Annotated in this window: 16 protein-coding genes; 10 read left to right on the forward strand and 6 right to left on the reverse strand. The window is 55.6% G+C overall.

The features are described from left to right. The first annotated feature begins 3 nt into the window (after positions 1-3). Positions 4-1,137 carry a hypothetical protein gene (locus EPN93_15575; GenBank protein ID TAL32724.1) on the forward strand — a complete coding sequence of 378 codons (1,134 nt, stop codon included), beginning with the start codon at positions 4-6 and terminating at the stop codon, positions 1,135-1,137. A gap of 65 nt (positions 1,138-1,202) precedes the next feature. Here the strand turns inward: EPN93_15575 and EPN93_15580 are convergent, their stop codons facing one another. After that, positions 1,203-1,595, reverse strand: a complete 393-nt coding sequence (locus EPN93_15580; protein ID TAL32725.1) for a carboxymuconolactone decarboxylase family protein — start codon at positions 1,593-1,595, stop codon at positions 1,203-1,205. A 128-nt stretch (positions 1,596-1,723) separates the two neighbouring features. Further along, on the reverse strand, positions 1,724-2,878 hold the full coding sequence (locus EPN93_15585; GenBank protein ID TAL32726.1) for a Fic family protein: 1,155 nt from the start codon (positions 2,876-2,878) through the stop codon (positions 1,724-1,726). Positions 2,879-3,289: 411 nt separating this feature from the next. Here EPN93_15585 and EPN93_15590 point away from each other — a divergent pair, with 411 nt between their 5' ends. From EPN93_15590 to EPN93_15600, 3 genes are all read left to right on the forward strand, one after another. After that, a complete protein-coding gene (locus EPN93_15590) occupies positions 3,290-3,898 on the forward strand; it encodes a hypothetical protein (GenBank protein TAL32727.1) in 609 nt (202 codons plus the stop codon). Between the two features lie 94 nt (positions 3,899-3,992). Then, entirely contained in the window at positions 3,993-5,003 is a 1,011-nt protein-coding gene (locus EPN93_15595; protein TAL32728.1) for an NADP-dependent oxidoreductase, read from the forward strand. Between the two features lie 45 nt (positions 5,004-5,048). Next, entirely contained in the window at positions 5,049-6,098 is a 1,050-nt protein-coding gene (locus tag EPN93_15600; protein TAL32729.1) for a CPBP family intramembrane metalloprotease, read from the forward strand. A gap of 70 nt (positions 6,099-6,168) precedes the next feature. Here EPN93_15600 and EPN93_15605 read toward each other — a convergent pair whose 3' ends face one another. Beyond that, the gene (locus tag EPN93_15605) at positions 6,169-7,719 is read right to left on the reverse strand and encodes a hypothetical protein (GenBank protein ID TAL32730.1); all 1,551 of its coding nucleotides are present in this window, start codon (positions 7,717-7,719) and stop codon (positions 6,169-6,171) included. A gap of 298 nt (positions 7,720-8,017) precedes the next feature. Between EPN93_15605 and EPN93_15610 the strand changes: the two genes are divergently transcribed. Both EPN93_15610 and EPN93_15615 read left to right on the forward strand, forming a co-directional pair. Beyond that, complete coding sequence (locus EPN93_15610) at positions 8,018-8,281, forward strand: type II toxin-antitoxin system RelE/ParE family toxin (GenBank protein TAL32731.1); 264 nt, start codon at positions 8,018-8,020, stop codon at positions 8,279-8,281. After that, on the forward strand, positions 8,274-8,468 hold the full coding sequence (locus tag EPN93_15615) for a type II toxin-antitoxin system Phd/YefM family antitoxin (protein ID TAL32732.1): 195 nt from the start codon (positions 8,274-8,276) through the stop codon (positions 8,466-8,468). Before EPN93_15610 ends, EPN93_15615 begins: the two co-directional genes overlap by 8 nt. A 4-nt stretch (positions 8,469-8,472) precedes the next feature. Here EPN93_15615 and xth read toward each other — a convergent pair whose 3' ends face one another. Next, the gene (gene xth / locus EPN93_15620) at positions 8,473-9,240 is read right to left on the reverse strand and encodes an exodeoxyribonuclease III (GenBank protein TAL32733.1); all 768 of its coding nucleotides are present in this window, start codon (positions 9,238-9,240) and stop codon (positions 8,473-8,475) included. Between the two features lie 36 nt (positions 9,241-9,276). Then, positions 9,277-9,894, reverse strand: coding sequence for a hypothetical protein (locus tag EPN93_15625; protein ID TAL32734.1), 618 nt, complete (start codon positions 9,892-9,894; stop codon positions 9,277-9,279). Positions 9,895-10,170: 276 nt separating this feature from the next. Here EPN93_15625 and EPN93_15630 point away from each other — a divergent pair, with 276 nt between their 5' ends. Genes EPN93_15630 through EPN93_15645 form a run of 4 tightly spaced genes read left to right on the forward strand, consistent with a single transcriptional unit; the run spans position 10,171 to position 13,982 of the window. Next, positions 10,171-10,872, forward strand: a complete 702-nt coding sequence (locus EPN93_15630) for a 5,10-methylenetetrahydrofolate reductase (protein TAL32735.1) — start codon at positions 10,171-10,173, stop codon at positions 10,870-10,872. Continuing rightward, a complete protein-coding gene (locus EPN93_15635; protein TAL32736.1) occupies positions 10,857-11,402 on the forward strand; it encodes a hypothetical protein in 546 nt (181 codons plus the stop codon). The genes EPN93_15630 and EPN93_15635 overlap by 16 nt, the downstream gene beginning before the upstream one ends. Next, a complete protein-coding gene (locus EPN93_15640; GenBank protein TAL32737.1) occupies positions 11,344-13,350 on the forward strand; it encodes a hypothetical protein in 2,007 nt (668 codons plus the stop codon). Before EPN93_15635 ends, EPN93_15640 begins: the two co-directional genes overlap by 59 nt. Then, a complete protein-coding gene (locus EPN93_15645; GenBank protein ID TAL32738.1) occupies positions 13,347-13,982 on the forward strand; it encodes a hypothetical protein in 636 nt (211 codons plus the stop codon). The genes EPN93_15640 and EPN93_15645 overlap by 4 nt, the downstream gene beginning before the upstream one ends. On the opposite strand, the gene EPN93_15650 is transcribed toward EPN93_15645, so the two are convergent. Beyond that, positions 13,963-14,451 carry a hypothetical protein gene (locus tag EPN93_15650; protein ID TAL32739.1) on the reverse strand — a complete coding sequence of 163 codons (489 nt, stop codon included), beginning with the start codon at positions 14,449-14,451 and terminating at the stop codon, positions 13,963-13,965. The genes EPN93_15645 and EPN93_15650 overlap by 20 nt on opposite strands. Between the last annotated feature and the right edge of the window lie 115 nt (positions 14,452-14,566).

Raw genomic sequence — 14,566 nt, forward strand, 5'->3', positions numbered from 1 at the left:
GCGATGGCTGTTGAAAAGGAAATGGCGGGACAGATCCTGAATCCCTTCAGGCAGATGGTAAAGGACGCGGAGGACCGCGGCGTCGCCGCGGATGGGCTCGCCGAGCTCAAGGGAATTATGGCCGCGATGGAAAAATACGGGGAGGAGATGGACGAGGCCTCCGCGTTTTCAATGAAGCTCTACAACGACGGGTACTACACGAAGTTCAGCGGGCTTTATACGAAGCTCGTCACAGCGCAGGCCATGAACGCGCCCTATGACGACGCGGCATTGCTGAAGCAGTCGGTAGGCGCGATGGAAAATTCCTACAACCAGCTGAAGGACAATCCGGACCACGTCCACCTGCTGGGACCGGTTAAAAAAGCGATCGAGATCGGGAAATCCGGCGTATCGTACCCCGTGTTCCTGCGCACGTGCGAGGAGCAGGGCATTTACGAAATGATGAAGTCCGGAAACGACAGGCCCGTAATCGAATTCTACATCCACGTCGCCGACGTCATGTTCGATCCCGTACGAAAGAAGATGAACGAGGCGATCCTCGCCAAGTGGGAGGAGCTCGCGAAGGCGAGCGCCTTCGGGCGGCCTGACCCGGTGGAATTCGGGATGTGGCGCTACACGATCGAGTGGCAGTACGAGCCCGCGATCGCGAAGTGGAAGGCGATCTACGAGGCGTGGGAGCGGCTGCTGGACATCGTGCACGACTGGCGCGATTCCTTCTGCGCCTTCGCCCCGTATGACGAGCGCTGGGCGGACCCGCGCGGGAAGGACGCGACCATGGAGAACATCGCCCGCACCCAGGGATGCAATCCAGGCTACCTGCAGGTGCGCGAGGCCCAGTTCAAGGAATACTTTGGCATTGACTGGAACGGCATCTTCACCCACGTGACGTACCTGAACGAGCAGAAGGCCGGGCGTATCTGGTACTCGGAGGAGAACCTGGCGCTCTTAAAGGCAGCCTACCCGCTCTGCAAGCCGGGCGGAAAGCCGTCGGGCGATATCATCGCGAAGACGGAGACCATGTTCAAGAACAAGACCTACACCTCGAAGGAGAATGTCACCGGCGAGAACACGAAGAAGTCCCCATACGAGTTCAAGAGCTTCGCGGAATTTGCGAAAAAGTACGGGGCGGGGGGGTAATTTATTCATATCATACTTCGACTCTCGCGATAACGTTTCTGTTGGCCGGGGAATTGCGAGCCGCGTTAACTTTTCCCCGATTCGTCTCTCTCCTTGAAAACCTCCTTCGCCGCATAAAGCCCATTGAGCGCCGCCGGGAATCCGGCATACACGGCCATTTGCATGATAACCTCGACGACCTCCTTCCGGGTACAGCCGACATTGAGCGCTCCATGAATATGAACCCTCAATTGTGGTGCGGCATTGCCGAGCGCCGTCAATGCGGCAACGACCGCAATTTCGCGCGACTTGAGGTCAAGGCCGGGACGCGAGTAGATGTCCCCGAATGGAAATTCGATCAGCAAGCGGGCAAAGTCCGGTGCGATATCTTTTAGACCTTCAATTACCCTTTCACCTGCTTCCCCGTCCACTTCCTTGAGCTTTTCCCAGCCACGTTGATATCTATCCTGCATATCCATCCTTCTCCTCCGTACTCATTCTCCGCATCCTGTATTGCACGACCACTCATCGCACTAAAAATCGCGCGGGCAGTGTTTGAAGGCTCCCCTGAAAAGCTCCAGGAAAACAGAGAAATCACTGACCGTAGTCACGTACCCTCGTTCAAAATATTAATATAGCTTACATACGCGAACAGGCGGTTCCTCCTTTTTCCGGTCACCTCCCGAACAAGCCCCAGGCGAACCAGGTGATCGAGCGAGGCCTTGACTGTATTCGGCATTAGCCCGGTCGATTCGCACGCCCTGGGAATGGAGATGATCGGGTTTTGCAACAACGAATGGTGCACCCGGAGTATCGAACCCGCCGCCCTGCCGACCGTCTGGATTGTACGGCGATCATCTTCGGCCATCTTTGAGAGGCGCCGGGCAGTAGCCACAGACAGGTCCGCGGTTTCTTTTACCGCCGTGAAGAAAAATTCAAGCCAGCTCTCCCAGTCGCCTTCTGTCCTCACCTTTTGTAGAATTTCGTAGTACGCATCCCGATGAGTCTTGAAATATAGGCTTAAATAGAGCATGGGGTCTTTGAGAATTTTCTCATGACACAGGAGAAGGGTGATGAGCAGTCTGCCAAGTCGACCGTTCCCATCCAGGAAGGGGTGTATCGATTCGAACTGAACGTGGGAGAGTGCCGCCTTTATGAGAACAGGCATCCGTTGTGGCTTGTCGTGAAGAAACAATTCCAGGTCGCCCATGCATTTTACCACTTGGTCGGGAGGGGGCGGCACATAGCGCGCATTTCCCGGTCGCGTTCCGCCGATCCAGTTCTGACTTGTCCGGAATTCCCCGGGATCATTCTCCGCGCCTCTGCCTTTCTTTAAGAGCTCCGCGTGCATCTCTTTTATAAGACGCAGGGACAGCGGGAAATCCGATTTCAGCCGTTCCAGTCCATGGTTCAAGGCCTTTACATAATTGAGCGATTCCCTGACATCGTCAAGGGGTACGCCCGGCACGCCATCCATTTCGAAGAGCAGCAGATCGGACAGCGAGGATTGCGTGCCCTCGATCTGGGAGGACAGCACGGCCTCTTTCCTTATATAAGTATACAGGAAAATCACCGCATCGGGCAACAGCATTGCAACACTGTCGAGACGGCCCAGGGAGATCAGGGCCTGGTCCATGTGATCCTGAAGCATGGGGTTTATTTCCAGCGGCGGGCGAGGAGGCAAAGGGTCCGGAAGAAAAGCCTGGTAGGATTCCCTGCCGCTTTTAATAGTGAGCCAATTGCCTGTTTTTATACGTTTCATACCTGTAATGAGTAATTGCAAAATATGCACTACTATTTTCTTTATTGCAAGATAATACATTATCTTGCAATAACATTCTTTTTATTGCAAGATATTTAAAATAGACCTGCTGCGAAACTGCCGTCTCGCGCTCGCAGGGAACCCCTGCGGAGGGGCTTTTAAGGGGCTTCGTTCCTTAAATCCCGTAAAAAATTGAGTTATGCAATAAGTCTATTGCAATTGAAAGGCCCTATCCGGTAGTTCTGCGGTTATCTCGGAAACCGCGCCCACACACGGTGATAAAGCACCTGGACAGGTGTTGATTAGTATACTGCTTGCCTGCTGTCTGCCGGGTGTTAATCTGGCACCGATTTCGGAACATTGAGAAGAATTATTCCAGTAATAAAATATGTAATCACTCAAGGAGCTCATATGAAACGAATATTTCAAATTATTTCAATCGTTTCCCTGCTCGTGTTTACCGCTGCCTGTTCCAGCGCTAACAAGACGGCGGAAAGGCCGGCGCCGAATATCAATCTCCAGAAGGTAGAAACCGGGAAACAGATTCTTGTCGTGTATTATTCCAAAACCGGGAATACCGAACGCGTCGCACGCGACATCGCGGGATCATTGGGCGCGGACATCGAGAAGCTCCTGGATAAAAAGGAACGAACCGGCTGCCTGAACTATTTGATCGCGGGAAAGGACAGCATGCGGGAGAACGCCACCGAGATCGAACCGGAAAATTTTGACGCCTCGAAGTTCGACATCGTCATCATGGGCTCCCCGGTATGGTCGTGGAACATGACGCCCGCGATCAGGACATACATCGAAAACAATAAGGGTAAATTCAAGCAGGTGGCGTTCTTCGTAACGTCAGGCAATACCGACATGAAAGAGGTGCTCCCCTATCTAGAAACCATTAGCGGCAAAAAGGCCGTTGCCTCGACGGGATTCAACTCGAAGGAGCTGAAGGATGACGCACTCTACGCTCAAAAAATCACAAAGTTTCTTGAGAGCTTTGCCGGGAAAAGCAGGTAGACTATATACTATTGCATCGATGGACATGAGGCGATATCGGAACTATATTTTCTTTAAGCTTAATCACATCGATCATTGTGAAGGGGGAACAACAATGCAGCGGGAAACCAACAGGCGCATTCTCCTTGTGAAACGGCCCCGGGGAATGCCCGACGGCAGCTGTTTCACGCTTGACGAATCCCCCCTGCCGCGGCCGGAAAAGGGCCAGGTGCTGGTTCGTACCAAATATATTTCCGTCGATCCCTATATGAGGGGAAGGATGACCGAGAAGAAATCCTATCTTCCGCCCTTCGCGCTGAACGAAGCGATGAGCGGAGGGGTCGTGGGCGAGGTGGTCGAATCCCTTTCCCCGATCCTCGCCCCGGGAGATTTTGTATTGGGATTTCTCCCCTGGCAGGAGTACGTCGTCGCACTGGACACATCCCTGCAAAAGCTCGACCCTGCCCGGGCGCCGGTCAGCACGGCCCTCGGGGTGCTGGGCCTCACCGGGCTCACCGCGTATTTCGGTATGATCGACATCGGCAGGCCCGCGCCCGGGGAAACCGTCGTGGTATCGGGCGCGGCCGGCGCCGTGGGGATTATCGCGGGTCAGATCGCGAAAATAAAAGGATGCCGCGCCGTCGGCATCGCCGGGTCCGACGACAAGACCAGGTATCTCACCGACAGGCTCGGCTATGACGCCGCGATTAATTACAAGACCGTTCCGAACCTGGAAAAAGCCCTGGCATCCGCATGTCCCAAAGGCGTAGACATTTACTTTGACAATGTCGGCGGTACTATTTCCGATGCAGTGCTTTCGCAGATAAACAACAATGCCCGGATTCCCCTGTGCGGCCTGATCTCGTCCTATAATGATGAAGCCGAATCCACGGGACCGCGCATCCAGAGGCTCCTTCTCACTCGCACCGCGCTGATGAAAGGCTTTCTCGTTTTCCAGTACGCCGACAGGTACGAACAGGCGACTGCAGAGCTCGCGGCCTGGGTCAGGGAAGATAAATTGAAATATTCGGAAACCATAGTCGAAGGGCTGGAAAACGCGCCGCGGGCTTTCATGGAATTATTCGAGGGGAAAAACCTGGGGAAGATGCTGGTGAAGGTGAGTTGAGCGACGGGGACATCCCGGTAAATCCTCGTCGACAAATGGCCGTGAATGGGATACACGCGGGTGATTATGGGCTTTCGCGTTTTTGCAGCAGCTATGACGGTGTACATCTCGATGTGGTTGTGCGCGCATGATGCGTTTCCGCTGGAGGTGCAGCCGGAAACAGATTCACCGGCCATACGCGAAGTGAGACCCGCACTCCCGAATCCGGTGATCGCCGGTCTTTACTCCCTCCTTTTTCCAGGCGCCGGATATTATTACAGCGGCGACTCGTTCAAGGGCACGCTGACCGCTCCGCTGATTCTTCCGATGACATCATATTATTATATAACGACGGATACCTTTACAAAAAAATCCATCAAGGCAAACGCTTACCTTATATCCCGTGACCTGTATTTCTATACGGTATTCGACGCGTACCAGGAAGCGCGGGAGAACAATCCCGGTTATAATTCCGTTTTGAATATTAAGCACAGCACGGCGTTTGAAATGTACACCGCTCCTTTCCAGATCGATAATTACAGGATACCGTCGCTCATACTCGCGCTGCCCGTGTACTACCTGGCGCGCGATCTCTCTAAAAAAGGAGTGCACCATTCCATTACCTCAAAGCGATTGGCGTATGCGCTCCCCTTGATTGCCGCCGAATCGGTAATGATCGGCGTGGGCGAGGAATCGCTCAGCCGCGGTTTTTTCTTTTCCGCTTTTTCGCAGGCCACCAGCTCGGTTGCGCTGGGGAATATCCTCCAGGCAACGGATTTCGGCCTGCGGCATACGGATATGATGGCGTCACGCGGCTTCAACGCATTCCCCTACGGTGTGGGCACTGTCGCATTTTATACCCGCAGAATCGATATCGACAGGGAATATGTCGCTAAAAATTCAGAAAGCGCGAATGCCACGGACTCGCAATACTTTTTCAGTACCTTTTTATTCGGATTGTACAATGGATTGATTACCGGGAGCAGGGCGGATGGAATCCTGACCGCGATCGCGATCCATTCGATGTGGGACATGATCCTGATTACGCGCGATCTTCTCGTAACCGGCACGACGGGGAAAATCTACCTGGAGATAGCGGTGCCGTACCGGTTTTGACTCATGAAAATTGAGCGGACGCACACGCTGTGGGACCGATACCTGTATCGGTTCGCGCACGTCTTTTACGCTAGGTGCGCACCGCCATCGTCATGAGATTGAGGGTCATGTCCGAAATCTCCTTTGATGCCGCCGCAAGATCCTGCGAACCACCGGCGAATGTCTGCGTACTGCTGTTAATTTCGGCTATGCTCTTGACGACTTCTTCAAGGGCGGCTCGCTGCTCACTTGACGCATTCAGCACATTGTTCGCTTCCATGAATACGCTGCCCAGGGATTCCCGGGCGGTGGAGTTCAGCTCAAGGTCCTGCCCGGTCAGGTCGACGACGAGATCGATGCGCGCGCCGAACTCTGAAATGCACTCTATCATGCCGTTGAGCGAGTTGATGAAGACCTGGAGCCTCCCATAAACGTCGTTCATCGATTCATTGCTCAGCGTGAACATCGAGTTGATCGACTTAAGGTTGAGTGAGGTATTGTCGGCCAGCTTGCCGATTTCGCTCGCGACGACCGCGAAACCCCGGCCGTATTCGCCCGCGCGCGCGGCCTCTATCGCGGCGTTGAGCGAGAGCAGGTTTATCTGGTCGGATATGTCTTCGATGATGCCCACGGTGTCCCGGACATCCTTGAAATTCGACGTCGCCGTCGACATGACATTCAGCACCTTTTCGATTTCGCTCCTGGAGCGCTCCACCATCTCGTTGAGCCTGTCCCGGATGTCCAGGGCGTCCTTCATTTTCTCTCCCTCGGTGGTGACGATGCCGTGCAGGCTTTCCATGTCGTCGCGTACCTTTTCGGAAAGGCCCACCTGTTTCTTGACCATGACGAAGATGCCTTCGCTGCTCGCGGCGACTTCCTCGATGGTGGATGTTATTTCCTCGATGGACGCGGCCTGCGATTGCGCGTTCAGGGAAAAGGCCTGGATGGTCTTCGCCATCTGTTCGGTCGAGGCGGCAAGCTGCATGGCTACCTCATTCGTGCGGCTGAGCAGGTCGCTGATCTGTTCACGGCTGCGGATGCTTTCGCCAAGGGTGAGTTTTATGTGCTCGTTGGATTTTCGGCTGTTCCGGAGTATCGAGATACACACAACTCCCAGGATGATCATTGCAACCGAACAGTCGATAAGATAGCTGTTTGCCTCCGCCTGGTTCATGAGCCCTATCGACAGGGTATATCGGGTAAAAACATAAAGAATGACACCATTGAAAACAGTGTACAGGGTAATCGAGAGGGCATTTGTCAGAAGCGATGCCATTCCGATAAGCGGAAAAATAAGCACGATAGCGTCGATGACGCGGACAACGGGGAGCGTAGTCGCTGTCGTGAACATTACGGCCCATACGATGGCCATCATCGACACCATCATGATGTGTGCAGCCAGGGTATTATGGCTCTTGCGAGCGAGCATGAACACGAGAAGTAAAATGGCTTCTAAAAACAGTATTCCGAGTATGGTGAAATCAAGGAATTTCTTCCCCTGAACTGCCATGAAAAAAATGGCCATTGCCAGGATAAGGGGCGCCGTAGTAAAATAAATAACGACGATCGCCTTGACCTTCTGCTGATCCCAAAGCTCCCGGCTTTCGTAATCCCCGAATAATAGGTGTCTTATCCTGCCCATAAAGCCTCCTGCGCCGAGGTTTGTGTTAGGCTGTTACCTGCATCTGATAAAAATTTGTTTTGCCGGCTGTGCCATGTGCTGTATGGCTCTCACTTAATGAATGTGGTTCATTTGTTGAAAAGCAGTCAAGTCATTAATTCTGATATTTTCAAGAAGTTGCATGGACGCAAGGATGCGCATGCACCACTATGGGCCGAACATTTGGACCGATTTTGTCTGGATTGCTTCGAGAACGCCCCCTGGGGAGGTGGTAATAAATTGATTGCAGTATTAGTGTTTCGTATATTATGTAACAAGTGTGGAAGTACAATTAACGGACAAGGCCGTAAAGCAACTCGAGAAAATTGCGGTGGACAACAAAGCCGATGCCGCCCGGATTGTTGAAAAGACCGGAGGTTTTGCCGGCAATCCGAGGCGAAAGCATGATGTTAAAAAACTTAAAGGCCAATTTGAAGAGCTGTTCCGGCTTAGGGTGGGCGACTACCGCGTTATTTTCACCATACAAGAAGACATAATGATCGTCGTCGGCATCAAGCGTCGCCAGGGGGCATATAATGATTGAACCACAGATAATAAAAGAAAACGGGAAACCGAAAGCGGTGATTATTGACTACAAGGAATACCTGAAGTTGAAGGAACTCCAGGAGGAAAAAGGAGACTACAGGGATGGAATAAAATCGCTGCGGACGACGAAAAAACTGCATAAGCTTGATGATGTATCCAGGCGATTGGGGATAGATAAAAAATAGCCCCCTATACCCCGTACTCCATAACAAGCGGCGCATGGTCCGAGAACCATTTCTCTTTGTACACCGACGCGGAAACGACTTTGTCAGTTAGTCCCGGCGTGATCACCTGATAGTCTATCCGCCACCCCACGTTGTTCTCCCGCGCGCGGCCGCGGTTCGACCACCAGGTGTATTGGTCGGCCTCCTGGTTGACGACGCGGAAGGCGTCCACGAAACCCGCGTCCCCATAGAGCCGGTCCATCCACGCACGCTCCTCCGGCAGGAAGCCCGAGTTCTTCTGGTTGCTCCTCCAGTTCCGGATGTCGATATTCCTGTGGGCGATGTTCCAGTCTCCGCACAGGACGTATTCCCGGCGCGACCGGCGCAGCTTCATTAAAAATTCCATGAACCGGTCCATGAACGCGTACTTCACGGCCTGCCGCTCGTCGCCGCTCGTACCCGAGGGCACGTAGACCGATACGACGCAGAGCTTCCCGAAGCGCGCCTCGATGTAGCGGGCCTCGTCGTCCATCTCCTTCCAGTCGAGACCGTAAATCACCTTGTCGGGCTTTTCTTTCGTGTAGAGCGCGACGCCGCTGTAGCCCTTCTTTTGTGCGCACATGTAGAAGGCGTGGTAGCCCTCGGGATGGAAGGCGGCGTCTTTCACATGGTCGTCCGTGAGACGCGTCTCCTGCAGGCAGATTACGTCCGCCTTCTGTTTATGCATCCATTCATAAAAGCCCTTCGACGAGGCGGAGCGCAGCCCATTGCAGTTGAGCGTGATTATTTTCATCGATACCCTTCCGGCAGAGATTCGTGCGCCCTTTATTTATTTTACCAGCGCGGCGTAGATGACCGCCTTCGAGGCCATGGCGATACTGATGAAACAGGCCATGGCGGCGATATAGGCGAGCGCGAGCAGGAGCATTCCCACCGTGCCCAGGTACTTGAATATGAGCCCGAGTATCGCCATCGCGATACCGACCGCGAGCCCCGCCAGGATGAACAGCACGAGCCTTCCCAGGAAAATGGTCCATTTCTTCCCATAGGTGAGCGTATTGCTCTTGTTGATGGCGTCCATGGGAGAAAGCTCCTTGTCGATTACGAGCAGGATCGCCAGGCTCCATGAAAGTCCGATAACGATTCCGGGAATGACGAAAAACATAATCCCAATCCAGATTCCCATCTGGATGAACGATGCGACCAGGAAGAATTCGCCCATCCGCTTCCTGAACACGGGATCGAAAATTTCCGTCATTGAGATGGGCTGGTCCTTCGCCATCTTGGTGGTGATGCCCACGAACAGGCCGATCGTGGTGCCGACATTAAGGTAGGGTATCCAGAGCGTGAGTATCCACAGCACCACGTTTACGAGCAGCGGCACCATGTTCTTGAGACCCTTCGCGAAACTCTGTTTGACGATCATATCAACGGCTAGAGTATCCATAGTTGTATCCTCCTTGCGATTTTTTTTGCGCGAAGCGCTGCGCACGAACCTGCCGGCCGGATGCCTATGCGGTCTCCGGCGTATCGAACCGGGTATGGACACACACACTAATACCTGTATGATACCATGATCCGGTGCGAAGTCAAAACAAATATGCGCGCCGGCCTCCCGGTGAAAAAATATTGATTTTAAACCAAGCCGTTCTATATTGGTTTTCACACGCAGGAAGAGACGATTCCCTGTGTGCTCGTATCGGCCCCCGATCCCCCGGAAAGAATGGAAGGGGCGGGCTGCGCCGATACGCATGTCCGGCCGGGAGTGATGCGAGGCGCCATGATCGTAACGAGCAAAAAGGATCCGCAGCAGGTGAAGGCGTACGCCGGAAACGCGAAGCGCCTCGTGATAATAGGCTGCTCCGAGTGCGCGGCCGTGTGCCGGACGGGCGGTTCCGAGCAGGTGAAGGAAATGGCCGAACTTTTCGCCGACCGCGAGGTGCTCGCCACCATCTCGATCGAGTCCCCCTGCGACAAGCGGATCACCGCGCGCGACCTCAAGCGCATCGACGAGGAGATCGCCGGTGCGGACGCCGTCATCGCGCTCACCTGCGGGAGCGGCGTACAGGCCATCGCCGAGGTGACGGGCCGCGAGATTATCGCCGCGCTCGACACCCACTTCCTGGGCATGGTGGAGCGGCTGGGAAAATTCTACGAGCGCTGTTCGCACTGCGGGAGCTGCATCCTGAACGATACGGCGGGAATCTGCCCCGTCACCCGCTGTCCCAAGTCCATGCGCAACGGCCCCTGCGAGGGAATCCAGGACACGAAATGCGAGGTCTTCACGGACCGCGAGTGCGTATGGCACACGATCTACGAAAAGCTCAAAGAGCGCGGACAGCTGGAACGCTTCACTGTTTACCACGAGCCGGTCGACTGGTCGAAATGCATGAGTCCGCGGGAGGAACTATGGGAGCGCAGTTAGCCACGGTCGCTATCAAGTACCTCCCCGCCCTGAACGACATGGCCAGGGACCGCGAGATCATCGCGCGCGGCGCGGGACGCGGCGAAACGCTCCTCGTGGGGGAATACGGCATTCTCTCCCCCCTGGGCATGTTCCAGGAGCTGAAAAAAATTCACGCGGGCAAAATCTTCCTGGAACTCATCACCAGCACCAAGAACCGCGACCTGGCGCGCTCGTTCCTGGCGACCGCCGCCGCCTCCGGGTTCGACGGCGTGGTGATCGCGACGGGCAAGCTTAATAAGGAAGACTACATGGCGCGCCCCGTCTACGACATCGATCCCACCCAGGTGCTCAAGATGGCCATCGACATGAAACAGGCGGGAACGCTCCCAAAAGGGTTCGCGATCGCGATCCGCACCGCTTCGGGATGCTGCGCGGTGATCGAGCGCGCGCGCTATCTTGTCGACAACGGCGTTGAATTCCTCGCCGCACATGGGGAAAAGATGGAAGAATTCAAGAACCTCACCGTCCTCATCGAAGAAATCAAGTGACGTTGGATACCCAGGAAAGACCGATGCGCCGATGAACCAGCTTGCGGAAAATACCCCCGGGAAGGTGATCCTCGCCATGGGCAACGAGGCGGTCGTGCGCGGCGGCCTCGAGGCGGGGCTTGGATACTTTAGCACCTATCCCGGCACCCCCGCCTCCGAGATAGGGGTCGAGTACATGAAGCTCCGCGCGGAGTTCCCGCACATCCACGCGGAATTCAGCGTGAACGAGCACGTGGCCGCGCACGGCGCCCAGGGGGCCAGTTGGGCGGGGATCCGCTCGATGGTCACCATGAAGCACGTGGGCATGAACGTCGCCGCCGAGGTGCTCCATTTCGCGGGCTATACCGGTGTGAAGGCGGGCTTCCTGGTGGTGGTCGGGAGCGACCCGGGCGCCACGAGCTCCACGAGCGAGCAGGACGACCGCTGGTACTCCCTGCACACGCACCTTCCCATGCTGGAACCCGCGTCCATCCAGGAGGCAAAGGATTTCACCCTGCGCGCGTTCGCGCTCTCCGAAAAATACAACGTCCCCGTCGTCCTGAACGCGCCCAGCAAGCTCTGCCACAATATCGGATCACTCGCGTTAGGCTCACTTCCTACCGATGTCGCGGTAAAGGGAAGGTTCGAGCGGAACCCCGTACGCTACATCAATCTCTTCGCGGGTTCGGTCGCTAATCACCGCAGGGTGATCGAGAGCGCGGCGGCACTGCAGGCGACCGCCCCGTCGCTGGGATTCAACCGTGTTTTCCCCGGTACAGGGAAGACAGGGTTTATCTCCTCGAGCATCAACTTCCAGTACCTCATGGAATCCCTCGCGCTTCTCGGCGTCACGGACGCGCCGGTTCTCAAGCTGGGGCTCACCTTTCCCATCAACGCGGACGAGGTGGCGTCCTTCGCGAATGGCCTCGAGAGAATCATCATCGTGGAGGACCTGGAGGGATTCGTCGAGTTCCAGGTCAAGAGGCTCCTGTATGACCGGAACGTACGGATCCCGATCAGGGGGAAGGAAATCTTTCCCGCGTACGGCGAGCTCGACCCCGATGTAATATCGGACCTCCTAGGCCGTGAGCTTTCAAAGCCGCTTCCCGCGCGCATCGGACGGGCACGGGAACTTTCGGGAAAACTCACGAAGGACCTCCCTCCGCGCCAGGGCGCGTTCTGTATCGGCTGCCCGCACCGCGCGACGCTCTACTCGATCGTAAAGGCGACGGACCGGAAGGTGATCTTCGCCGGGGATATTGGCTGCTACACGCTCTCGTGCCTCCCGCCCTTCCGCGCGTTCGACTGGGTCACGTGCATGAATTGCGGCGTAGGGATCGCGCAGGGCATGCTCCAGAAGATCGAGGGCGAGGACGTGATCGCCTACGTGGGCGACTCGACGTTTTTCCATTCGGGAATTCCCGGGCTCATTAACGCCGTGCAGCAGAATGCGGACATGGTGCTCGTGATCCTCGACAACAAGTGGGTCGCGATGACCGGCCACCAGCCCAGCCCCACCACGGATGTCGCGATCGACGGATCGAAGATGAAGCCGGTGGACCTCAAGGGGCTTCTCAAATCCATAGGCGTTTCGTACGTCCGGACCGTCAATCCCTTCAACATAAAGGCCTCGACCGCGGCCGTGAAGGACGCCCTTCGCGTGAAAAAGGGGGTGCGCGTCGTTATCGCCGAACAGGAATGCGCTTTGCAGCACGGGCGCCGCGTTGCACGCAATCCGTACGATTTCGAGGAATATCACCAGATCGACCCGGGGCGCTGCCAGAAATGCAACGAGTGCTACATCGAACTGGGCTGCCCGGCGATACGAAGAAAGGATTCGGGCGCCGATTATTACTATTACATCGAGGAGACGGCCTGCCTGGACTGCGGCGCGTGCCGCGACCTCTGCCCCAACGGCGCGATCGTACGCACCGAGATTCGGCGCATGAATAAGGCGGCGGCGAAATGATCCGCTACGATATTCTCATCTGCGGGATCGGCGGCCAGGGGGCGATCACCCTGGGCACCGCGCTCAAGCTCGCGGCGATCCGCGCCGGCCTCGCGGTCGTGGGTGCCGAGCGCCGTGGCGGGGCCCAGCGCGAAGGCGTCGTAACGAGCAACGTGCGTTATATTGGAACCATGCCAGGCGATTCCCCGAACGAGCGGGCATTCGAGGTGTCGGGACTCATCCCCACCGCCGGGGCCGATATGCTCATCGCGATGGAGCCGCTCGAGGCGCTGAGACACGCGCACTTTCTGCATAAGGATTCGGTCGTGATCGTGAATGACTTTCCCCTCATCCCCGTTTCGGTGCGCAACGGCGATTCCGTCTACCCACCGGTTGAATCGATCTACGCACGACTGAGGGAGTTCACGCCCCGCGTGCACGTTTTCAACCTTGATGAAATTTCCCGGGAGCATTTCCAGTCCTTGAGACAGGTCAATACCATCTCGATGGGGCTCGCATTTGCGCTGGGCAGCCTTCCCGTGCCGCGCGAAGCGCTGCTGGAAACGATCAGGGAACAGTTTCCGGATTTCGCGAAGAATTCGCGTGCGTTCAACCTGGGTGCGGAGCTCGCTGCTAAGGGATCTGGTCGATAAGGAGTCTGGTCGGAGTTGCCATGGGTGGCGTTTTCCCTCCTTTTCCCCAGCAAATCATCCAGCAAAACGCACTTTGAGTATCTTGAAATGCTAAGATATAATTGGTGAACCGATAGTTATGGGTGAATTTTTTTATAGCATGGCGTTTCCCAGGTTTTCGTTTCAGGATTAAATACTTTTCGATGGCCCAGACGACGATAAACGAAACAGACTCCTTTAAAAACTTCCTTGCATCGGTAACCCACTCGTAGTCCCGTTCGTTAAGACACACGCTCATCGCGGACCGAACCCCCGGCATAGTTCGCTCCTGGTATCGCACCGGCACGAATCCCGCTGCGTTCCCGGCCCGCTCCTGCATCGCGCCCTGTATCAGATTCCTGACAAGCCAGCTCCGGGGAATTCCCACCGATTTCGCCAGCTCGGTAAGGAGCTTCCGATACCTCAAGCTGATGTTTATAGTCGTTTCCATACTGTACGCCTCCCGAAGACAATTTCCGTATCTAATAGTACTTATACGATCCGGGGGACGGATTTCGGCATGATTTCCGACGTAGGTGAAAATAAATACGCGCGCCGACGAATGC

The sequence above is a fragment of the Spirochaetota bacterium genome (genome assembly GCA_004297825.1).
Taxonomy (GTDB): domain Bacteria; phylum Spirochaetota; class UBA4802; order UBA4802; family UBA5368; genus FW300-bin19.